Origin of the sequence: Hydrogenophaga pseudoflava (assembly GCF_004353865.1) — a bacterium.
In the GTDB taxonomy this organism is placed as follows: Bacteria; Pseudomonadota; Gammaproteobacteria; order Burkholderiales; family Burkholderiaceae_C; genus Hydrogenophaga; species Hydrogenophaga pseudoflava.
In genome coordinates this window covers 4,422,550-4,442,500 of the sequence record NZ_CP037867.1, presented here as the reverse complement: position 1 = coordinate 4,442,500, position 19,951 = coordinate 4,422,550, and the positions used below count along the sequence as shown (strand labels likewise).

Genomic DNA, 19,951 nt, shown 5'->3' with positions numbered 1-19,951 from the left:
CCTAGGTCCATTATCTGGATCGGGGACAGTGCATGGTAGGCAGTTTGACTGGGGCGGTCTCCTCCCAAAGTGTAACGGAGGAGTTCGAAGGTACGCTAGGTACGGTCGGACATCGTGCTAATAGTGCAATGGCATAAGCGTGCTTAACTGCGAGACTGACAAGTCGAGCAGATGCGAAAGCAGGACATAGTGATCCGGTGGTTCTGTATGGAAGGGCCATCGCTCAACGGATAAAAGGTACTCTGGGGATAACAGGCTGATACCGCCCAAGAGTTCATATCGACGGCGGTGTTTGGCACCTCGATGTCGGCTCATCTCATCCTGGGGCTGTAGCCGGTCCCAAGGGTATGGCTGTTCGCCATTTAAAGAGGTACGTGAGCTGGGTTTAAAACGTCGTGAGACAGTTTGGTCCCTATCTTCCGTGGGCGCTGCAGATTTGAGGAAGCCTGCTCCTAGTACGAGAGGACCGGAGTGGACGCACCTCTGGTGTACCGGTTGTCACGCCAGTGGCATTGCCGGGTAGCTAAGTGCGGAAGAGATAACCGCTGAAAGCATCTAAGCGGGAAACTCGTTCCAAGATTAGATCTGCCGGGGCCTTGAGCCCCCTAAAGGGTCGTTGAAGACCACGACGTTGATAGGTCGGGTGTGGAAGCGCAGCAATGCGTTAAGCTAACCGATACTAATTGCCCGTGAGGCTTGACCCTATAACTTTGACGAAACCACGTGTCTGAAAAGACGGTTCGTGCAAATGTCTTATGCCCTCATGACTAATATCATGACGTTGGCAGCAATCAAAAAAGCTGATTACAGACTCTATGAATTCGTCTGGCTGAACAGTCCGTTCAGCCAGGCAACAAGTTATGCCTGACGACCATAGCGAGTTGGTCCCACTCCTTCCCATCCCGAACAGGACAGTGAAACGACTTTGCGCCGATGATAGTGCGGGTTCCCGTGTGAAAGTAGGTCATCGTCAGGCTATTATTGAGCAAGGCCCCAAGTAGAGATACTTGGGGCCTTTTGCTTTTTGAGCATAAAAAACAGAGCTTGATGTTCTAGAGATCGAGAATCAAGTCGCCTTCGCGCTTGATGGCTTGACTGCGCTCTAGGTCGAAAATCAGCTCTTCGAGCCATTGTGTGCGTGCTGGTTCTTTAGACGATGCGGCCTTGGCGAGATACGGGGTCTGCTCAACCCATCGAAGCAGGTGCTGAAAGTTGATGCTCTTGCATTCGAGTAGCTTGAACTTAATAAGCACCTTGTGTGCGTGCCTCAGGTGCTGTTCAGGGAATTCCATGAAACGCCGCAGGCGGCTTCTCGCTCGCTCCAGCGCCAATTGAAGGTCTTCGAACGCACCACCATGGCCCGGAATGATGACCTCAGGCGAAAGCGACTCGATGCAATCCAAGGTCTGCCCGACTTCGTCAAAGGCGGATAGACCTTCGAGTTCCGGAAACACCACGCCAAAGCCGTTTTGCCAGAGCGCGTCAGCAGAAAGAAGAACACTGTTGTCGGGTTGAAAAAGAACGATCGCGTGTGGATCGTGTCCCTTGGCACCGTGGACTTCCCACGTCCAGTCCCCGAGCCGCAGGTTCTCTCCCGGGCGAACAATGCCATCGAATGAAAAGCGAGGGCACTGCTGTCCCGTGCTGGCATAGCTGAGCGCTTCGGTGTCCCACAGCCGAACCGCCTCTGCCGACCCTGAAGGAATCAGCGTTTGCAGAGCGGGGTGACGGCGCTGCAGTGCGGCATTGCCTCCGCAGTGATCGCTGTGAAGATGTGTATTCAGGAGCAAACCGAGGCGCCTTCCTCCAAGCCCTTTTTCCACTAGGTCCACGGTCTGGTCGGCGTGGGTGCAGTAGCCGGAGTCGATGAGCGCTGAGGCTCCGCTGGAACCTGTGATCAGGATGTTGTTGGACGAAAGCCATCCACGTTCAAACAGCGTTGCACCAATGCGGGTGAGGCGCTCACGGGCAGTTGAAGAAAGCACGAGTGGACGCCCTGAGGTCAGGTGCGCAGGGCGCGGCGGAGGATCTTGCCCACATTGCTCTTGGGGAGCTCATCGCGAAACTCGATGTATTTGGGCCGCTTGTACCCGGTGAGGTTGTCGTGGCAGAACCTGGCCACATCCTCCTCCCGGAGTGTGGGGTCGCTGCGAACCACGAAGACCTTGACCGCCTCGCCTTGTTTGGCGTCTTCGACACCAACCGCGGCGCATTCAAGCACGCCCGGGAACAACGAAATCACATTCTCGAGTTCGCTGGGAAAGACATTGAACCCTGACACCAGAATCATGTCCTTCTTTCGATCGACGATGCGGGTGTAACCGCGTTCGTCCATCACGCCGATGTCGCCGGTTCGCATGAACCCATCTGCCGTGAACGCGCGTTCGGTTTCTTCAGGTTGTCGGTAGTAGCCGCGCATGACGTTGGGGCCCCGGATGCAGATCTCTCCGGACTCGCCGACAGGGAGGCTGGCACCGGCCTCGTCCTTGATGGCGATGTCAATGCCGGGCAAGGGTAGGCCGATCGTTCCGCTGAACTGCCGGCTGGTTACCGGGTTGTTGGTGCCAATGGCGCAGGTCTCGCTCATGCCCCAGCCTTCAACCATCGCGCAGCCCGTGACGGCCATCCAGTGCCGAGCCGTGCCTTCGGAGGCGGCCATGCCACCTGCCTGCGACATCAGCAGAGAAGAAAAATCCAGCTGCCTGAAGCGCGGGTTCTGCAGCAGCGCATTGAACAGTGTGTTGACCGCCGGCAGCAGATGAAAAGGTCGCTTCGACAGGGTTTCGACGAACCTGGAAACATCGCGCGGATTGGGAACCAGGGTCATGTGGGCGCCCCAACGGATCGCCAGAAGTGACAGGGTCAGAGCGAAGATGTGATAAAGCGGCAAGGCAGCAATGCCGTTGATGTTGCGCACATCGCCGATTCGTCCAAGCGCCGGACGGAACCAGGCTTCGGCTTGCAAAGTGGCGGCGATGATATTGCGATGCGTCAGCTCCGCTCCCTTGGACAGCCCCGTGGTGCCGCCTGTGTATTGCAAGAAGGCGGTATTGTCGTGGCAGGCTTGACTCGCGCGAAACGACAGCCTGCTGCCCTCGTCCAGGGCCTGGCGGAAGCTGACGATGGTGCGTGGGCCGGTCGCACCGGTCAGTGCCAGCCGATATGGCTTGACCATTTTTGACAAGTGCCGCACGGCGAAGCTGATCCAGCGCCCGTACCAGAAGCCCAGCATGTCCCCCATGCTGGCAACGACCACGTGGCGGATGGAGGTGTGCTCGATCACCTCTTCCAGCGTTGCTGCAAAGTTCTCAAGGATCACGATGGCCTCGGCGCCCGAGTCCCTGAGCTGGTGCTCCAGTTCGCGCGCGGTGTAGAGCGGATTGACGTTCACCACTGTGAACCCTGCGCGGATGATGGCGGTCATCGCGACGAGGAACTGCGGAATGTTGGGCAACATGACCGCGACGCGCGCATCGGCCGGAAGGTCTCGGGCCTGCAGCCATGCGCCCAGCGCAGCGCTGTGCTCATCGAGCTCTCCGTACGTCATCCAGCGCTCCATGCAGACACTGACTGGTCGCCAGGCGTTCTTCTTCAGAGACTCTTCGAGCAGTGCGGCCAGAGACCGGTACTGTGAGGGATCGATGTCGTGCGGCACACCGTCTGGATAGTGGGCCAGCCAGGGGCGCGAGAGGGTTTCCGGGGTAGCGAGGTCCATGCAGCGATTCTGATGGTCCCGCTCCCGCCCAGCCTCAGGGCCAGCCCTAGGGCCCTGTCGCACAAAGCTCAGCGCCGAGCGCGGCAGCGCAAACCGTGAGGTCATCGCTGAACAGCGCATCGATCCAGCGCCGTTCGCGCGCTGCAATGATCGAGAGGAAGGGGCGGGCGTCCCCCAACTCGGCAAATGCGGCGAAGCCAGCTTCGAGAAAATGCTGCAGATCGGACAGCCCGGCCGCCTGAGCAGGGCGCCGCATCATCTTGAGCAACATCAGCAAGGATTTGCTGCGCGTCAGCCGTTGCAGTTCAAGTCCCATGTGCCCGACAACACCCAGTTGCCGCTCACGGGCCTCTCGCCGCCCGGTCGCCCGCCAGGCTTGCACGTAACGCTTCGCGGGGGACTCCTTCGGATCCTGCGCCAGCCAGTGCATCGCCATAGTGTGATCAAGGGTCTCGGTCAGTGCGTGCATCTCGGCCAGGTCCACGGACAACTCGGACACCGCTTCCGGGAACAGGCGCTCGATGGCCCCGGCAATCCGCCCGAACTGGGCATCGCGCTGGCAGAAGTCGTGGTCGCCGTACAGCTCGTCGAGGAAGAAGCGAGCCGCGGCGCCCTGCACCCGGTGTGCGAGCACATCGGCGTAGGTGCCTTGAAAACGCTGAGCCTGGAGACGTTTGATCGCAGACACCGCGGCGTTGATTCCGTCGCTGCGGGCTTGCGTGCGCAGCGCGTCGACGGTGGCGAGATGGGCCCGGATGCGGTCGGCGGCGGAAGCTTGCGGCATGGTGGTCGGAGTCTATCGCCGCCATGCACGGCGCCTTAGTGACTGGTCTCTAGGGCGACGGAGACCGTCCAGATGCCGGCCATGACATAGTGCTGCTCATGCAGCACCCACACCCTTCCGGCATGGCGGCGACGCCCTCAAGCTCGACATTGGCCCGCTTGCAGCAACTCATCGTGTTCGCCACCGTGGGACTGTTCGCCGGGTGGATGGCCTGGAGCTGGGGGCGACCGGGCTGGGCTGTGGCCGTCGGAGGCGTGCTGCTGCTGTTCGGCTATGCGCTGGTGCTGGGGCTGGAGTTCTTCGCCGTCGCCCATGTGAACCGCCACGATCCTGCGCCCCAGGCGACCGCCCGCACCCTGGTGAAAGCCTGGTGGCGCGAAGTGCAGGCGGCGCCGCGGGTGTTTTCCTGGCGCCAGCCGTTTCGATGGTGGTGTCTGCCGGACGATCACGCCGCCGGGGCAACGGGTCAGCCGGCCGTGGTCTTCGTGCACGGCTTCGTCTGCAACCGTGGCTTCTGGTTGCCGTGGATGCAGAGGCTGCGCTCGCGCGGACTGCGGTACACCAGCGTCAACCTGGAGCCGGTCTTTGGGTCGATCGACGACTACATCCCGCTGATCGATGAGGCCGTGCGGCGCGCCCATGCGCTGACCGGCGTGGCGCCTGTGCTGGTGTGCCACAGCATGGGGGGGCTGGCGGTGCGCGCCTGGCGCGCCGCGACGCCCGATGCCGACAACTTGGTGCGCCACATCGTCACCATCGGTTCACCGCACCACGGCACCTGGCTGGCGCAGTTCAGCCACGTGCCGAACGGGCGGCAGATGCGGCAGGATGGCCCCTGGCTGCGGGCACTGCGGCAGCTCGAGGCACAGCGCTGGCCCACAGGCACCTACGCGCCGTTCACCTGCTGGTACTCCAGCGCCGACAACATCGTGTTCCCAGCCTCAACGGCCACTCTGCCCGGGGCCGACAACCGCTTCGTCCACGGCCAGCCGCATGTCGCCATGGCTTTTGCGGACGAGGTGATGGAAGGGACGCTGTCCCTTCCGGCGCTCCAGGGGGGGCTCAGTCCTTGAGCACGCCGCGGCGCATCTGGTCGAGCTCCATGGTCTCGAACAAGGCCTTGAAGTTGCCTTCGCCGAAGCCCTGGTTGCCTTTGCGCTGGATGAACTCGAAGAAGATCGGGCCGAGCTGGTTCTCGCTGAAGATCTGCAGCAGCAGCTCGCCCGGCGCGCCGTCCACCAGGATGTTGCGGGCCTTGAGCGCCTCAATGTCCTCGCCGTGGTTCGGGATGCGCTTGGGCAGCAGCTCGTAGTAGGTCTCGCTGGTGTTCAGCAGCTTCAGACCTTCCATCTGCAGCGCGTCGACCGTGTCGTAGAGGTTGGTCGAGGCCAGCGCGATGTGCTGGATGCCCTCGCCCTGGTAGCGATCCAGGTACTCCTGGATCTGGCCGGCCTTGTCGTTGCCTTCCTCGTTGATGGGGATGCGGATCTTGCCGCAGGGGCTGGTCATGGCCTTGCTCTTGATGCCGGTCTGCTGGCCTTCCAGATCGAAGTAGCGCACCTCGCGGAAGTTGAACAGTCGCTCGTAGAAACCGGCCCACTCAGCCATTCGGCCGCGGTGCACATTGTGGGTCAGGTGGTCGATGACCGTCAGGCCGTGGCCCACCGGGTTCAGCTCGGCGCCGGGCAGCGGATAGAAGTCCACGTCGTAGAAGCCGATGTTGCCGATCTCGCCTTCCTTGGCGCCGTTCTTGCCGCGCCAGCGGTCGATGAAATAGATGATCGAGTCGCCGATGCCCTTGATGGCCGGGATGTTCAGCTCGCCCGGCCCTGCGGCGTTGGCGTAGCCCCAGGCGCCCAGCGAGATGGCGCGCTCGTAGGCGGCCTTGGCGTCCTGCACGCGGAAGGCGATCGCGCAGACGCTGGGGCCGTGCAGGCGCGCGAAGCGCTGGGCAAAGCTGTCGGGCTCGGCGTTGATGATGAAGTTGATGCCGCCCTGGCGGTACAGCGTCACGTTCTTGTGGCGGTGCTTGGCGATCGGCTTGAAGCCCATGCGCTCGAACAGCGCACCCATCGCCGCCGGGTCCGGTGCGGCGTATTCGATGAATTCAAAGCCGTCGGTGCCCATGGGGTTGTCCCAGGTGCTCAGGGCGGTCGTTGCGGAAGCGGGCAGGCTGGCGTTCATGGTGGTCTCCTTTGTGATCGGGCTGAATGCGCCACTGTAGAAGCGCAGGGTCGCACGATCGCTGCGAAATGGGGCGTGCCACTGGTCCAGATTGCAGTATTCCTGCAAAATGATGTGCATGCAAGCACTGGACAAGCTCGATCGCCACATCCTGCGCAGCCTTCAGGCCGACGGGCGCGCCACCTACGACCAGATCGCCGAGGCGGTGGGGCTGTCGCCCAGCGCGGTGCTGCGACGGGTCAAGCGGCTCGAAGAGGCGGGGGTGATCGACCGCTATGTGGCGTTGGTCAAGCCCGAAGCCGTGGGTCTGGGCCTGACCGCCTGGGTGAACGTGCGGCTGGAAAAGCATAGCGGTGCGGCCAAGCGCAACCCGATGGACGAGTTCCGCGCCAGCGTGATGGGCTGGCCCGAGGTGGTGGAATGCGCCGCGCTGACCGGCGAGATGGACTTCCTGCTGCGCCTGGTGGTGGCCGACATGGCCGCCTACTCGCGCTTCATGATGGACGTGCTGCTGCGCCACCCCAGCGTGCAGGACTGCAAGACCAGTTTCGTGATGGACCGGGTCAAGAGCACCACCGCCTTGCCGGTCTGACGCCGTTCATCGGGCATTTCCGGATTTAGAGCCATACGACCTTGTCGATATAGGGAAAACCCTTACATTCACGCCATGTCGAACGACGCCACCGCCACCCCCGCACCGGAACGCACGCCCACGGCCGCCAGCGCTGCGGTGCCGATCCGTTCCATTGGCCGCTCCCACGCGGCGAGCATCCAGGCGCACCTGCTGGCGCTGACGCCCCACGACCGCTACCTCCGCTTCGGCTACGCCGCCAACGACGAGCAGATCGCCCGTTACGTGGACAAGCTCAACTTCGGGCGCGACGAACTGTTCGGCATCTTCAACCGCAAGCTGGAACTGATCGCCATGGCGCACCTGGCCTACTCGATCGACCCGAGCTGCGCCAGCTGCGCGGAGTTCGGTGTGTCGGTGTCGAAGTCGGCTCGCGGCCGGGGCTATGGCAGCCGCCTGTTCGAGCGGGCTGTGATGCATGCGCGCAATGAAGGCGTGAGCCAGCTGTTCATCCACGCGTTGTCCGAAAACACTGCGATGCTGCGCATCGCCCGCAAGGCGGGCGCGTCGATCGAGCGCGAAGGTCCCGAGGCCGAGGCGCACCTGCGCCTGCCGCCGGCCGATTTCGACTCCCGCGTCACCGAGCTCATCGATGAGCAGCTGGCCCTGACCAACTACCAGCTCAAGGCCCAGGCCAAGAACTTCTGGGACGCGCTGGCGCTGCTGCAGGAAATCCGGCAGGGCGTGCGCGATTCGCGCGACCGGATGAAGTGACCCCCCCTGCGCCGCTGACGCGGCGTCTGGCCGGTGTCACGGCCTTGCGGTATCCTTTGCCGCTGTTTCAACCACCCCCTCTCCCCAGTGGCCGACAACCCCCCCAGTACGGGGCCGCAGCGCAGCCTGCGGCATGAAGACAAACGTGGATTCCTGCAGAAGCTCGCGGAATTCATCCACCCCGGGCCCGACTCCAAGGACGAGCTGATCGAGACGCTCGCCGAGGCCGAGGACAACGACATCATCAACGCCGAATCGCGCGTCATGCTCGAAGGCGTGATCCGCATCGCCGACATGAGTGCGGGCGACGTGATGGTGGCGGCACCGCGCATGGACGTGCTCGACATCGACGCACCGTTCGACGAGCTGCTGCACCTGGTCATCGGCACCGCGCACTCGCGCTTCCCGGTCTACGAGGGCGAGCGCGAGAACATCATCGGCATCCTGCTGGCCAAGGACCTGCTCAAGCTGCAGCGGGCGCCCGAGCTCAACATCCGCGCCCTGCTGCGCCCGGCCACCTTCGTGCCCGAGAGCAAGGGGCTCAACGACCTGCTGCGCGAATTCCGCGGCAACCGCAACCACCTGGCCATCGTCATCGACGAGTTCGGCCGCGTGGCCGGACTCATCACCATCGAGGACGTGCTCGAGGAGATCGTCGGCGAGATCGAGGACGAGTTTGATGTGGCCGAAGATGACGGCGACATCTTCGCCCTGGCGGACGGCACCTGGCGCGTCAGCGGCGACACCGCCATCGAACGCATCAACGAGTCCTTCGGCCTGAAGCTGGCCGATGACGGCTTCGACACCATCGGCGGCCTGATCGCCCACACCATGGGCCACGTGCCCAAGCGCGGCGAGATGCACGAGCTCGACAGTCTGCGCTTTGTCGTGCTGCACACCAAGGGCGGCGCGGTGAAGTGGTTCAAGGTGATGCCCGTGCCCACCGGCGCCTGACCCCCCGGCCCATGCGCAGCCTGTTCGGCAACCTGCACACGCCCTCCAGTCTGTCCCCGTTGACGGGCCTGCCGCCCGGCCGCCCGGCGCGGGGCTCGGGTGTGTTCTGGTTCCTGGTCTGTGTGCTGGGTGGTGCCCTGCAGGCCGCCTCGCTCGCCTGGCCGTGGCCGGCCTGGGCGCCGCCCGGTGTCGTGGCCGGGGCGCCTTCGGGCTGGCTGCAGATCGTCTCGCTGGCCCTGCTGGTGTTTGCGCTGCGCCACGCCCACCGCAACGGCCAAGGCTTCTGGCGCGGCTGGGTGTTCGCCTGGGTCTGGCTGGCCGGCAGCCTCTGGTGGCTGTATGTCTCGATGCACACCTACGGCGGTCTGGCGTCGTGGATGGCAGTGCTTGCCGTGGCGGCGCTGTCCGGCGCGCTGGCCCTGTTCTACGGGCTGGTGGCGTGGGCGCTGTGCGCCTGGGCGCCGCGGCCCCGCTGGCTGCAGGCGCTGCTGTTTGCTGCGCTCTGGACCCTGGCCGAGCTGGTGCGTGGCCGCTGGCTCACCGGTCTGCCCTGGGGCGCTGGCGGCTATGCGCAGGCGGACCTGATGGCCGCCTGGGCGCCCTGGGTCGGGGTCTACGGCATTGGCCTGATCGCCGCGCTGCTGGCCTACGCGCTGGCGCTGCTGGTGCCGGCGGTGTGGGGCGGGCTGCTGCGGCGGCTGTTTCCCAACGTGCGCCGGATCGGCGGTCGTCTGCAGGCGCCGGTGCGTCACTGGACCACGACCCTGGGCCAGGTGGCAGCGGGCGCCGTCGCCCTGGCCTTGTTGCTGAGTGTGGTGCTGGGTGAGCGCTGGCGCGACGCCGGCCTGCGCGGAACGGGCGACGCGGGGCCGCTGCGCGTCTGGCTGCTGCAGGGCAACATCCCGCAGAACGAGAAGTTCGAGACCGGTACCGGTGTCGCCACGGCGCTGACCTGGTACCCGGCGCAGATCGCCGACGCGGCGCGCGCGAAGCTGGCCGGCGCCGGCCCGGACCTGGTGGTGGCGCCCGAGACGGCCGTGCCGGTGCTGCCGCAGCAGCTGGGGCCGGAGTTCTGGGAGCCGCTGTTCGGCGTGATCGAGTCGTCGGCCCCGGTGGGGTCGCCGGGCCTGGGCGTGATGGTCGGCATTCCGCTGGGGTCCATAGAGTCGGGCTACACCAACTCGGCCTGGGGGCTGTCGGCCGACATGCTCAAGGGCCGCGACGGGGGCTTCCCGGGTGAGCGCTTCTACCGCTACAGCAAGCACCACCTGGTGCCCTTCGGCGAGTTCATTCCGCCGCTGTTCCGCTGGTTCACCGACCTCATGCACATCCCGCTGGGCGACTTCGCGCGCGGCGAGCTGGCGCAGCCGGGCTGGAACTGGGCGGGCCAGCGCGTGGCACCCAACATCTGCTACGAGGACCTGTTCGGCGAGGAGCTGGCGGCCTCGTTCGCCGACCCGGCTGTGGCACCCACGGTGCTGGTCAACCTGAGCAACATCGGCTGGTTCGGCGACACCGTGGCGATCGACCAGCACCTGCAGATCTCGCGCCTGCGGGCGATGGAGCTGGGCCGCCCCATGCTGCGCGCCACCAACACCGGCGCCACCGCCGCCATCGACCACCGTGGCGTGGTGACGCAGCGCCTGCCGCGCCTGGTGCGCGACCGGCTGGAGGTTTCGGTGCAGGGGCGCACGGGCCTCACACCCTACGCCGCCTGGGCCTCGCGCTGGGGGCAGGGGCCGGTCTGGGGACTGTGCCTGGCGGTGGTGGCGCTGGCGCTGCTGGTGCGCCGCCTGGGGACGCGCCGGCCGGTGCGCGCGGGCGGCGGCGACGCGCAGGCCGGCCCGTAAAATCCAGGGTTTTGCGCGGCCCGCCGTTGGGGCGGCCGCCGCGCCACACACCGCATCACCTTGCCGACCGGCCCGTCGTCGGCACCCGACCATGTTGACCTTCCAGCAAATCATCCTGACCCTGCAGTCCTATTGGGACAAGCAAGGCTGCGCCCTGCTCCAGCCCTACGACATGGAGGTCGGCGCCGGCACCAGCCACACCGCCACCTTCCTGCGCGCCATCGGCCCCGAGCCCTGGAAGGCCGCCTACGTGCAGCCCAGCCGCCGGCCCAAGGACGGCCGCTATGGCGAGAACCCCAACCGCCTGCAGCACTACTACCAGTACCAGGTGGTGCTCAAGCCCGCGCCGGCCAACATCCTGGAGCTGTACCTCGGCTCGCTCGAAGCCCTGGGTTTCGACCTGAAGAAGAACGACATCCGCTTTGTCGAGGACGACTGGGAGAACCCGACGCTCGGCGCCTGGGGCCTGGGCTGGGAGGTGTGGCTCAACGGCATGGAGGTCACGCAGTTCACCTACTTCCAGCAGGTCGGCGGCATCGACTGCAAGCCCGCCACCGGCGAGATCACCTACGGCCTGGAGCGCCTGGCCATGTACCTGCAGGGTGTGGACAACGTCTACAACCTGAAGTGGACCGAGACCATGAGCTATGGCGACGTCTACCTGCAGAACGAGAAGGAGCAGTCGGCCTACAACTTCGAGCACAGCGACGCCGACTTCCTGTTCACCGCCTTCAACGCGCACGAGAAGCAGGCCAAACACCTGATGGAGCAGCAGCTCGCCTTGCCCGCGTATGAGCAGGTGCTCAAGTGCGCGCACAGCTTCAACCTGCTGGACGCGCGCGGCGCCATCAGCGTGACCGAGCGCGCGGCCTACATCGGCCGCATCCGCAACCTCGCCCGCGCCGTGGCGCAGAGCTACTACGAGAGCCGCGAACGCCTGGGCTTCCCCATGGCACCGCGCGAGTGGGTGGCGCAGATCGAAAAGAAAGCCGCCTGAGCCGGAGCAACAAGAATGACAACGAAGAACCTCCTCGTCGAACTGTTTGTGGAAGAGCTGCCGCCCAAGGCGCTCAGGAAGCTGGGCGACGCCTTTGCCGGCGTGCTGGCCGACCAACTCAAGGCCCAGGGACTGACCGCCGCCGACGCGGTGGTCACGCCGTTCGCCTCGCCGCGCCGACTGGCCGCGCACGTGACCGGCGTCGCCGCCAAAGCGGCCGACAAGGCCGTGTCGCAGAAGCTGATGCCGGTCAGCGTCGGCCTGGACGCCAGCGGCGCACCCACGCCCGCGCTGCTCAAGCGCCTGGCCGGTCTGGGCGCCGATGCGTCGGCCGTGGCCGGCCTCAAGCGCGCCATGGATGGCAAGGCCGAAGCCCTGTTCTTCGACAGCGTGCAGCCCGGCGTCGAGCTGGCCGAGGGCCTGCAAAAGGCGCTCCACGAGGCCATCGCCAAGCTGCCGATTCCCAAGGTCATGAGCTACCAGCTCGAAACGGATTGCGAACTGCCCGGCTGGTCCAGCGTGAACTTCGTGCGCCCGGCGCACGGCCTGGTGGCGCTGCACGGCGCCGACGTGGTGCCGGTCAAGGCCCTGGGCCTGACGGCGGGCAACAGCACGCACGGCCACCGCTTTGAAGCAGCCATCGATCCGGTGCCGCTGGCCGATGCCGACGCCTACGCCGCGACGCTGGCCAGGGACGGCGCGGTGATCGCATCGTTCGCTGAACGCAAGGCCGAGATCGCGCGCCAGTTGGCCGCCGCGGCCGCCGAGGTCGGCGGCGGCTGCCAGCCGATCGAGGACGACGCGCTGCTGGACGAAGTGACCGCACTGGTCGAGCGCCCGAACGTGCTCATCTGCGAGTTCGAGAAACAGTTCCTCGACGTGCCGCAGGAGTGCCTGATCCTCACGATGAAGGCCAACCAGAAGTACTTCCCGCTGCTGGACGCCCAGGGCAAGCTGACCAACCGGTTCCTCGTGGTCAGCAACATCCGCCCGGACGACGCGAGCGCGGTGATCGGCGGCAACGAGCGCGTGGTGCGCCCGCGCCTGGCCGACGCCAAGTTCTTCTTCGACCAGGACCGCAAGAAGACGTTGGAGAGCCGCGTGCCGGCCCTGTCCAAGGTGGTCTACCACAACAAGCTGGGCACGCAGGGTGAGCGCATGGAGCGCGTCTGCGCCATCGCCGAGACCATCGGCCTGCGGCTGGGCGGCCCCGAACTGGCGGCGCGTTCGCTGCTGGCCGCGCGCCTGGCCAAGACCGACCTCGTGACCGACATGGTGGGCGAGTTCCCCGAGCTGCAGGGCATCATGGGCGGCTACTACGCGCGCCACGACGGCCTGTCCGACGACATCGCCTTGGCCATCGAAGACCACTACAAGCCGCGCTTTGCCGGCGACGAGCTGCCGCGCACCCAGACCGGTGTGGTGGTCGCGCTGGCCGACAAGCTGGAAACCCTGGTCGGCATGTTCGGCATCGGCAACCTGCCGACCGGCGACAAGGACCCGTTCGCGCTGCGCCGCCATGCGCTGGGCGTAATCCGCATGCTGGTCGAGAAAGACCTGCCGTTGGCCCTGACCGAGCTGCTGTCCGCTGCCGTGCCCGCCTTCGGCGACAAGATCAGCGACGCGACGCCGGCTCTGGCCGACTTCATCTACGACCGCCTCGCCGGTGGCCTGCGCGAGCAGGGCGCGAGCGCGCAGGAAGTCGACGCCGTGCTGGCCCTGCGCCCGCAGCGCCTGGCCGACGTGGCCCAACGCCTGCAGGCGGTGCGCGCCTTCGCCGCGCTGCCCGAGGCACCTGCGCTGGCCGCGGCCAACAAGCGCATCGGCAACATCCTCAAGAAGTCCGAAGGCGAGGGCGCTGCGGTCAACCCGGCGCTGTTCGTGGAGCCCGCTGAAAAAGACCTTTACGCCGCCATGCAGGCCACCGTGCCCGCCGCCAACGCCAAGTTCGACGCGGGCGACCACACCGCCAGTCTGCAGGCGCTGGCCGCACTGCGCACGCCGGTGGACGCCTTCTTCGACGGTGTGATGGTCAATGCCGACGATGCGGCGCTCAAGGCCAACCGCCTGGGGCTGCTGAAGTCGCTGCACGAGGCCATGAACCGCGTCGCCGATCTGTCCAGACTTGCCGCGTAACCCGTACGATCTGGCCGTCCCGGAACACCGAAGGAAGCTCGCATGAAACTGCTGATCCTCGACCGCGACGGCACGCTCAACCGCAGCCGCGACGACCACGTGGCCTCGCCCGACGAGTGGGAGGCGCTGCCTGGCGCGCTTGAAGCCGTGGCGCGGCTGAACCAGGGGGGCTGGCGCGTCGTGCTGGCGACCAACCAGTCGGGCATTGGTCGCGGCCTGTTCGACATGGCTTCGCTCAACGCCATCCACGCCAAGATGCACCGCGCGCTGGCCGCGGTGGGGGCGCGGGTCGAGGCGATCTTCTTCTGCCCCCACGCGCCCGAAGACGCCTGCCACTGCCGCAAGCCCGAGCCCGGCCTGTTCGAGCAGGTGGCGGAGCGCTTCGGCATCCCACCCGCCGAGGTGCCGGTGGCGGGCAACGCGCTGCGCCACGTGCAAGCCGGGGCAGCGGCGGGCTGTCCGACCCACTTGCTGATGACCGGCCAGTCGGGGCATCTGCGCCGGGAAGCCGGTGTGCCCGACTCGGCGCTGGTGCCGGGGCTGCCCTCCGGCACCCTGCTGCACGACGACCTGGGTGCCTTTGCCGACTGGCTGCTGGCGCAGCCGGTGGCCACTTCATGACTTTGGTTTCTACATGATCCTGATCAATTTCCTGCGCTCGGTGCTGCACATGCTGTTCATGGTAGTGACCGTGGTGCCGTGGGCGCTGGCGGTGGTCATCGCGGCCCCGTTTCTCAACAGCACGCAGATCTACTGGATGTGCGCGCGCTGGCTCAAGCTGGCGGTCGATGGGGGCACGGTGATCCTGGGCATCCGCAACCAGGTGATCGGCTACGAAAACCTGCCCGTGGGCACGACGGCGCCGGCGGTGCTGCTGGTCAAGCACCAGTCGCTGTGGGAGACCTTCAGCATGGCGGCCCTGATGCCGCACCCGCTGGCCTTCGTGTTCAAGAAGGAGCTGCTGAAGGTGCCCTTCTTCGGCTGGGCCATGGCGCGCATGGACATGATCCACATCGACCGCGCCGACGGCGCACGCGCCTTTGTCAAGGTGGTGCAGCAAGGCCAGCGCCTGCTGGACCAGGGCACCTGGGTGATCATGTTCCCCGAGGGCACCCGCATCGCCCGTGGCGAAAAAGGGGTCTACAAGACCGGTGGCACGCGGTTGGCGATCCGCACCGGCGCGCCGGTGATCCCGATCGCCGTGACCTCGGCCAAGTGCTGGCCGCGCAAGGCCTTCATCAAGAAGCCGGGCACGGTGGAGTTCTCGATCGGCAAGCCGATCCCCAGCCAGGGCCGCGAGGCCGACGAGCTGATGCTGGAAGTGGAAAACTGGATCGAGGCGGAGATGCACCGTCTCGACCCTGAAGCCTACGCCAAGGGCTGATACGGGACATGCAGCGCTTCGTCCAGCTGGCGCTTGATTTCCTGACCGGACCCGATCCGGTGGTCCCGCCGCCGCAAACGATGGCACCGTCGCCGCGCGACGACGCGTCGCCGGCCGAGCCCATGTCGTCGGTGTTCCAGCCCGGGACCTGGCAGCACCCGCGCGCCAACCGCCGCGTGCGGCTCGCCGGTTGCGAGGTGGGCTACGAATTCAAGCGCGGCAAGCGCCGCACCATCGGCCTGTCGGTCGGGCCGGAGGGGCTGAGCGTGCGGGCGCCGCGCTGGACCACGGTCGGTGAGGTCGAGGCCTTCATCCAGGAAAAATCGGGCTGGGTGCTCGACAAGCTGCGCGCCTCGCGCGAGCGCGCCGGGGCGCTGGAGCGCGCGAGGACGGTCTGGTCCGACGGCGCGGAGTTCGACTTCCTGGGGCAGCGCGTGCGCCTGGTGCTGGACTCGGCCCATGTGTTCGCTTCCGCCGGTGCGGCGCTGGAGCCGGGCGACGGGGACGCCCTGCCGGTGCTGCGCCTGGGGCTGGCCCGCACCGCGACCGAAGTCCAGATCCGGGACGCCGCACAGGCCTGGCTGATGCGGCAGGCGCAGCAGGTGTTCAGCGAAAGCCTGCAGCGCTTTGCGCCGCAGCTGGGTGTGTCGTACAGCAAGCTGCGGCTGTCCAGCGCCGGCACCCGCTGGGGCAGCGCCAGTGCCGACGGCACCATCCGCCTGAACTGGCGCCTGATCCACCTCAAGCCCGAGATGATCGACTACGTGGTGGTGCACGAGCTGAGCCACCTGCGCCACATGGACCACAGCCCCCAGTTCTGGGACGTGGTGGCCAGCGTGATGCCCGACCACCTGGACCGTCGCCAGGCGCTCAGGCGCGTGGCGGTGCCGCTGGGCGACTGAGCGCCCGGCTCAGGCGTCAGCGCCCGGGCGGCTGCGGAACAGCGCGGCCACTACGTCGGACTGCGTGATCATGCCGACCACCCGCTGTGCGCCATCGACCACCGGCATGTGGTGCAGGCCGCCGTCGGAGAACAGGCCGGCCAGGTCGCCGATGGGCTGTTCCGGCCGCGCCGATCGCACCTCGCGGGTCATGATCTCCTCGACATAGCGGGCGGTGCTCATGACCGGCTGGCGGCGCGGGTCGGGCGCGCTGTGGCCGATGAAGAAGTCGTGCAGCGAGACGATGCCGCACAGCGTGCCGTCCGCCTCGACCACCGGCAGTGCCTTGATCTTGTGGTACGCCAGCCGGGCCCAGGCCTCGTCCACCGAGTCGCGCGGGCCGATGTGCACCACGTCGCGGGACATGATGTCGCGGCACCGCACCTCGCCCCACTGGCGCTGGCTTGCGAGCAGCTGGGCCTGCACCAGGATGTCTTCCAGGTCCTCCGGCCGGATGTCCAGCAGCTCGCCCTGGCTGGCCAGCGCGCGGGTCAGGTCGTCGTGGGTGAAGCCCAGCCGGCGGCTGGGCAGCGGGTCGCGGGTGTGGTGGGAGGGGCCCGGGGCTGGGTGAGGATGGCGCCGGTGCGTGAAGTGGTTGAACAGCAGGGCCGCCAGCATCAGCAGGCCCGAGTTGAGTGCCACCGGCGAAAGCGCGAACTGGTAGCCCAGGTGCGTCACCGCCTGCCCGCCCAGCACGGCCGTCACCGCCACCGCGCCGCCCGGCGGGTGCAGGCAGCGCAGCGCGAACATGGCCGCGATGGCCAGCGCCCCCGCCGCGCTGGCGGCCAGCCCGGTGTGGCCCAGCAGCAGGGCGCAGCTCACGCCCACCAGAGCGGAGACGGTGTTGCCGCCGAGGATGGACCAGGGCTGTGCCAGCGGGCTGGCGGGCACCGCGAACAGCAGCACGGCCGAGGCCCCCATGGGGGCGAGAAACCAGGGATCGGTGGTGCCCAGGGTGTGCAGGCTGAGCCATTCGGTGACGCACAGGCCCAGGCCAGCCCCCAGGCAGCCCAGCAGCATCTCGCGTCGGCCGACAGTCAGCGGAGCAGGGACAAGGGATCGGAGCCGGGACAGGATGGGGTGCACGGGACGGTTCTCTTGACTGGGGGCGTCATTGTAGGAACCGGGCCCGGCGCCGCGGGCATGCCCCGTTCAATCCCTTGGCTGGAAGCGGTGTACGCCGTCGTCGCCGGTGCGGCGTTGCAGCCCTCCCTGGAACCAGAGCCGGTGCAGGTGGGCCACCGATTCGCCCAGCGCAAAGGTGCTCTGGTGCAGGTCCAGCGGCCGGGGGAACAGCACCGGGATCATCTCCCAGGCGCTGTGCGGGCGTTCGGTGCAGGCGGCCATCACCTCGGCCAGCCGCTCGTCGTGGTGCTCCTGCAGCTGCCGGATGCGCTCGTGCAGACCGGTGAAGGGTTTGCCGTGCGAGGGCAGCACCAGCGTGTCGTGGGGCAGGGGCAGGTAGCGCTGCAGCGAGTCGAGGAACAGCGCCAGCGGGTCGCTCTCGGGTTCGACGTCGTAGACGCTCACGTTGGTGCTGATGCGCGGCAGCACCATGTCGCCGCTGATCAGCACGCCGAGCGCCTCGCAATGCAGCGCCATGTGTTCGGGCGCGTGGCCGTAGCCGGCGATGCAGCGCCAGCCATGGCCGCCGATGTCCACCACCTGCCCATCCATCAGGCGCCGGAACTGGTCGGGCACGCCGGGCACCAGGCCGGGGTAGTAGCCCGCCCGGGCGCGGATCTTTTCCAGGGCGTCGGCGTCGAGCAGGCCGTTGGCGCGAAAGAAGGCGGCGGCGCCGTCGCCACCGAAGCCGGTGGTGCTGCGCGAGCCGATGCGGGCCATGTGGTAGTCCATGCCGCTGATCCAGAGGCGGCAGTCGTGCTCGGCGGTGCTCCAGCGCTCGCACAGCCACTGCGCCAGCCCGATGTGGTCCGGGTGCATGTGGGTGACGATCACGCGCAGCACCGGCAGGCCGTCGAGCTCGTGCTCGAAGACCTGCTCCCACTGCGCCTTCGCCTCGTCGCGTGCGATGCAGGTGTCCACCACCGTCCAGCCCTCGCGGCCGTCCAGCGTGTCGCGCAGCAGCCAGAGGTTGATGTGGTCCAGCGCAAAGGGCAGGGCCATGCGGACCCATTTCACGCCGGGCGCCACGGCGATGGCGCCGCCGGACGGGGGCAGGGCATCGCCCAGCGGGTAGTGCAGACGGGCTTCGAGCGCGTCCCTGGAGGGTGGGGTCACGGGGTGTTTCCTGAAAAGCTTCCGTTAAACTGACGTTGACGTAAACGTCAAGATGCGACGCATTCTAGGGAGCGATCCCCGTCACCGCTGTCCGAAAGCCGACACCCCCTGTGAGCACCATGGCGACCAACCCGACCTATTCCATCAGCGACCTCGCGCGCGAGTTCGACCTGACCACGCGCGCCATCCGCTTTTACGAGGACATGGGATTGATCCAGCCGCAGCGCGAAGGGCCGGGTGGGCGCAACCGCGTGTACAGCTCGCGCGACCGCACGCGGCTGAAGCTCACGCTGCGCGCCAAGCGCCTGGGCCTGTCCCTGACCGAGGCGAAGGACATCATCGACATGTACGACAGCCCGCGCGACACCGGGCCGCAGCTGCGCAAGTTCCTCGCCGTGCTGGCCGACCACAAGCGCCAGCTCGAAGAGCAGCTGGCCGATCTGATGGCCAACCTCGACGAGGTCAAGGTGCACGAGAAGGAGGCGCGGGCGCTGCTGGCCAAGGTGGAAAAGGCCGACAAGGCCTAGACTCGGCGGCTCCTTCTGCTGCCGGAGCCGCTCCATGAGCCTTGTCGCCACCACCATCGTCGCCCTGCTGGCGCTGATCCACGTCTACATCCTGGTGCTGGAGATGTTCCTCTGGGACACGCCCAAGGGCCGCAAGGCCTTTGGCCTGACGCCGGAGTTCTCGGCCGCGAGCAAGGTGCTGGCGGCCAACCAGGGCCTGTACAACGGCTTTCTGGCCGCCGGCCTGTTCTGGGGGCTGTGGCTGGGCGACGAGGGTTTCGGCGTGAAGGTCTTCTTCCTCGCCTGCATCCTGGTGGCAGGCCTGTACGGCGCCGCCACCTCCAGCCGCAAGATCCTGTTCGTCCAGGCCGTGCCGGCGGCGCTAGGCCTGCTGGCGCTCTGGTTCAGCCGCTGAGGGCGGACACCTGCGGGGCCGCCGCAGCGCCGTCGGCGTACTGCGCCAGGAACTCGGCGCTCGGCGGTATGGGCTGGATTACGTCGATCAACACCCCGTTGGGGTCGCGCACGATGAAGTGGCGCTGCCCGAAGGCCTCGTCCCGCAAGCTCAGTTGCACATCAAGGCCCTCGGACTGCACGCGGGCGTACTCGGCATCGACATCGGCCACCTCGAAGTTCAGCAGCAGCCCGCCGGCCCGCCCGCCCCGCGCGCCCGTCGGGATGCTGCCGTGGTCGCCGTCGAGGATGGCGAGATTGACTGCGGGGTCGTCGGTCGACTGCAGGTGCACGTACCAGTCGCTGCTGAACTGGCGCACAAAACGGAAATGCCGTTCATAGAACTGCGCCGTCGGTTCGACGCGATCGGTCATGAGGACGGGGTAGTACTGGGTGATCTTCATGGCGGTGCTCCGGTTGAATACATACAATCTGCATGTATCTTCAATTTAACATACAGG

19 protein-coding genes and 2 rRNA genes (1 of these 21 cut by a window edge) are annotated in these 19,951 nt (G+C 66.7%); 14 read left to right on the top strand and 7 right to left on the bottom strand.

The features are described 5' to 3' along the window. Positions 1 to 704: ribosomal RNA gene (locus tag HPF_RS21390) — 23S ribosomal RNA — on the top strand; it begins 2,173 nt to the left of the window's first position. A gap of 159 nt (positions 705 to 863) precedes the next feature. Then, positions 864 to 976, top strand: a 5S ribosomal RNA gene (gene rrf / locus HPF_RS21385). A 76-nt stretch (positions 977 to 1,052) separates the two neighbouring features. Here rrf and HPF_RS21380 read toward each other — a convergent pair. Genes HPF_RS21380 through HPF_RS21370 form a run of 3 tightly spaced genes read right to left on the bottom strand, consistent with a single transcriptional unit; the run spans position 1,053 to position 4,499 of the window. Continuing rightward, on the bottom strand, positions 1,053 to 1,985 hold the full coding sequence (locus HPF_RS21380; protein ID WP_133157766.1) for an MBL fold metallo-hydrolase: 933 nt from the start codon (positions 1,983 to 1,985) through the stop codon (positions 1,053 to 1,055). Between the two features lie 17 nt (positions 1,986 to 2,002). After that, positions 2,003 to 3,715, bottom strand: a complete 1,713-nt coding sequence (locus HPF_RS21375; RefSeq protein ID WP_133157765.1) for an AMP-binding protein — start codon at positions 3,713 to 3,715, stop codon at positions 2,003 to 2,005. A gap of 46 nt (positions 3,716 to 3,761) precedes the next feature. Next, on the bottom strand, positions 3,762 to 4,499 hold the full coding sequence (locus HPF_RS21370; protein ID WP_127806846.1) for an FFLEELY motif protein: 738 nt from the start codon (positions 4,497 to 4,499) through the stop codon (positions 3,762 to 3,764). Positions 4,500 to 4,657: 158 nt separating this feature from the next. Between HPF_RS21370 and HPF_RS21365 the strand changes: the two genes are divergently transcribed. Beyond that, entirely contained in the window at positions 4,658 to 5,572 is a 915-nt protein-coding gene (locus HPF_RS21365) for an esterase/lipase family protein (RefSeq protein ID WP_243721641.1), read from the top strand. On the opposite strand, the gene hppD is transcribed toward HPF_RS21365, so the two are convergent. Continuing rightward, positions 5,562 to 6,683 carry a 4-hydroxyphenylpyruvate dioxygenase gene (hppD, locus tag HPF_RS21360; protein ID WP_133157764.1) on the bottom strand — a complete coding sequence of 374 codons (1,122 nt, stop codon included), beginning with the start codon at positions 6,681 to 6,683 and terminating at the stop codon, positions 5,562 to 5,564. The two genes, HPF_RS21365 and hppD, sit on opposite strands and share 11 nt — an antisense overlap. A gap of 118 nt (positions 6,684 to 6,801) precedes the next feature. Between hppD and HPF_RS21355 the strand changes: the two genes are divergently transcribed. From HPF_RS21355 to HPF_RS21315, 9 genes are all read left to right on the top strand, one after another. Next, positions 6,802 to 7,275: an Lrp/AsnC family transcriptional regulator gene (locus tag HPF_RS21355; protein ID WP_133157763.1), complete on the top strand. Its 474-nt coding sequence runs from the start codon at positions 6,802 to 6,804 to the stop codon at positions 7,273 to 7,275. Positions 7,276 to 7,350: 75 nt separating this feature from the next. After that, positions 7,351 to 8,028: a GNAT family N-acetyltransferase gene (locus HPF_RS21350; protein ID WP_133157762.1), complete on the top strand. Its 678-nt coding sequence runs from the start codon at positions 7,351 to 7,353 to the stop codon at positions 8,026 to 8,028. Between the two features lie 87 nt (positions 8,029 to 8,115). After that, entirely contained in the window at positions 8,116 to 8,982 is an 867-nt protein-coding gene (locus HPF_RS21345; protein WP_164868445.1) for an HlyC/CorC family transporter, read from the top strand. A gap of 11 nt (positions 8,983 to 8,993) precedes the next feature. Beyond that, on the top strand, positions 8,994 to 10,832 hold the full coding sequence (gene lnt / locus HPF_RS21340) for an apolipoprotein N-acyltransferase (protein WP_133157761.1): 1,839 nt from the start codon (positions 8,994 to 8,996) through the stop codon (positions 10,830 to 10,832). Positions 10,833 to 10,923: 91 nt separating this feature from the next. Beyond that, on the top strand, positions 10,924 to 11,829 hold the full coding sequence (glyQ, locus tag HPF_RS21335) for a glycine--tRNA ligase subunit alpha (protein ID WP_066258267.1): 906 nt from the start codon (positions 10,924 to 10,926) through the stop codon (positions 11,827 to 11,829). 15 nt (positions 11,830 to 11,844) lie between these two features. Beyond that, complete coding sequence (glyS, locus tag HPF_RS21330) at positions 11,845 to 13,965, top strand: glycine--tRNA ligase subunit beta (RefSeq protein ID WP_133157760.1); 2,121 nt, start codon at positions 11,845 to 11,847, stop codon at positions 13,963 to 13,965. Positions 13,966 to 14,007: 42 nt separating this feature from the next. Beyond that, positions 14,008 to 14,586: a D-glycero-beta-D-manno-heptose 1,7-bisphosphate 7-phosphatase gene (gene gmhB / locus HPF_RS21325; RefSeq protein ID WP_066155362.1), complete on the top strand. Its 579-nt coding sequence runs from the start codon at positions 14,008 to 14,010 to the stop codon at positions 14,584 to 14,586. 22 nt (positions 14,587 to 14,608) lie between these two features. Then, positions 14,609 to 15,349, top strand: coding sequence for a lysophospholipid acyltransferase family protein (locus tag HPF_RS21320; RefSeq protein WP_133158201.1), 741 nt, complete (start codon positions 14,609 to 14,611; stop codon positions 15,347 to 15,349). 8 nt (positions 15,350 to 15,357) lie between these two features. Next, on the top strand, positions 15,358 to 16,251 hold the full coding sequence (locus HPF_RS21315) for a M48 family metallopeptidase (RefSeq protein WP_066155359.1): 894 nt from the start codon (positions 15,358 to 15,360) through the stop codon (positions 16,249 to 16,251). A 9-nt stretch (positions 16,252 to 16,260) separates the two neighbouring features. Here HPF_RS21315 and HPF_RS21310 read toward each other — a convergent pair whose 3' ends face one another. Together HPF_RS21310 and HPF_RS21305 are read right to left on the bottom strand one after the other, a co-directional pair. Continuing rightward, complete coding sequence (locus HPF_RS21310) at positions 16,261 to 17,376, bottom strand: HPP family protein (RefSeq protein ID WP_307173716.1); 1,116 nt, start codon at positions 17,374 to 17,376, stop codon at positions 16,261 to 16,263. Positions 17,377 to 17,442: 66 nt separating this feature from the next. Further along, positions 17,443 to 18,531, bottom strand: a complete 1,089-nt coding sequence (locus HPF_RS21305; RefSeq protein ID WP_133157759.1) for an MBL fold metallo-hydrolase — start codon at positions 18,529 to 18,531, stop codon at positions 17,443 to 17,445. 119 nt (positions 18,532 to 18,650) lie between these two features. On the opposite strand from HPF_RS21305, the gene HPF_RS21300 reads away from it, so the two are divergent. Next, positions 18,651 to 19,058, top strand: coding sequence for a MerR family transcriptional regulator (locus HPF_RS21300; RefSeq protein WP_079366586.1), 408 nt, complete (start codon positions 18,651 to 18,653; stop codon positions 19,056 to 19,058). Positions 19,059 to 19,092: 34 nt separating this feature from the next. Continuing rightward, positions 19,093 to 19,452 carry a DUF1304 domain-containing protein gene (locus HPF_RS21295; RefSeq protein WP_079366587.1) on the top strand — a complete coding sequence of 120 codons (360 nt, stop codon included), beginning with the start codon at positions 19,093 to 19,095 and terminating at the stop codon, positions 19,450 to 19,452. Here HPF_RS21295 and HPF_RS21290 read toward each other — a convergent pair. Beyond that, a complete protein-coding gene (locus tag HPF_RS21290) occupies positions 19,442 to 19,894 on the bottom strand; it encodes a VOC family protein (RefSeq protein ID WP_133157758.1) in 453 nt (150 codons plus the stop codon). The two genes, HPF_RS21295 and HPF_RS21290, sit on opposite strands and share 11 nt — an antisense overlap. Positions 19,895 to 19,951: the final 57 nt, after the last annotated feature.

Excerpts from the sequence above, each read along its gene's own strand:
- gmhB (WP_066155362.1), top strand. The coding sequence starts at position 14,008 with ATGAAACTGCTGATCCTCGACCGCGACGGCACGCTCAACCGCAGCCGC.
- HPF_RS21295 (WP_079366587.1), top strand. The coding sequence starts at position 19,093 with ATGAGCCTTGTCGCCACCACCATCGTCGCCCTGCTGGCGCTGATCCAC.
- glyS (WP_133157760.1), top strand. The coding sequence starts at position 11,845 with ATGACAACGAAGAACCTCCTCGTCGAACTGTTTGTGGAAGAGCTGCCG.
- hppD (WP_133157764.1), bottom strand. The coding sequence starts at position 6,683 with ATGAACGCCAGCCTGCCCGCTTCCGCAACGACCGCCCTGAGCACCTGG.
- HPF_RS21355 (WP_133157763.1), top strand. The coding sequence starts at position 6,802 with ATGCAAGCACTGGACAAGCTCGATCGCCACATCCTGCGCAGCCTTCAG.
- HPF_RS21315 (WP_066155359.1), top strand. The coding sequence starts at position 15,358 with ATGCAGCGCTTCGTCCAGCTGGCGCTTGATTTCCTGACCGGACCCGAT.
- HPF_RS21300 (WP_079366586.1), top strand. The coding sequence starts at position 18,651 with ATGGCGACCAACCCGACCTATTCCATCAGCGACCTCGCGCGCGAGTTC.
- glyQ (WP_066258267.1), top strand. The coding sequence starts at position 10,924 with ATGTTGACCTTCCAGCAAATCATCCTGACCCTGCAGTCCTATTGGGAC.
- lnt (WP_133157761.1), top strand. The coding sequence starts at position 8,994 with ATGCGCAGCCTGTTCGGCAACCTGCACACGCCCTCCAGTCTGTCCCCG.
- HPF_RS21350 (WP_133157762.1), top strand. The coding sequence starts at position 7,351 with ATGTCGAACGACGCCACCGCCACCCCCGCACCGGAACGCACGCCCACG.
- HPF_RS21370 (WP_127806846.1), bottom strand. The coding sequence starts at position 4,499 with ATGCCGCAAGCTTCCGCCGCCGACCGCATCCGGGCCCATCTCGCCACC.
- HPF_RS21375 (WP_133157765.1), bottom strand. The coding sequence starts at position 3,715 with ATGGACCTCGCTACCCCGGAAACCCTCTCGCGCCCCTGGCTGGCCCAC.
- HPF_RS21290 (WP_133157758.1), bottom strand. The coding sequence starts at position 19,894 with ATGAAGATCACCCAGTACTACCCCGTCCTCATGACCGATCGCGTCGAA.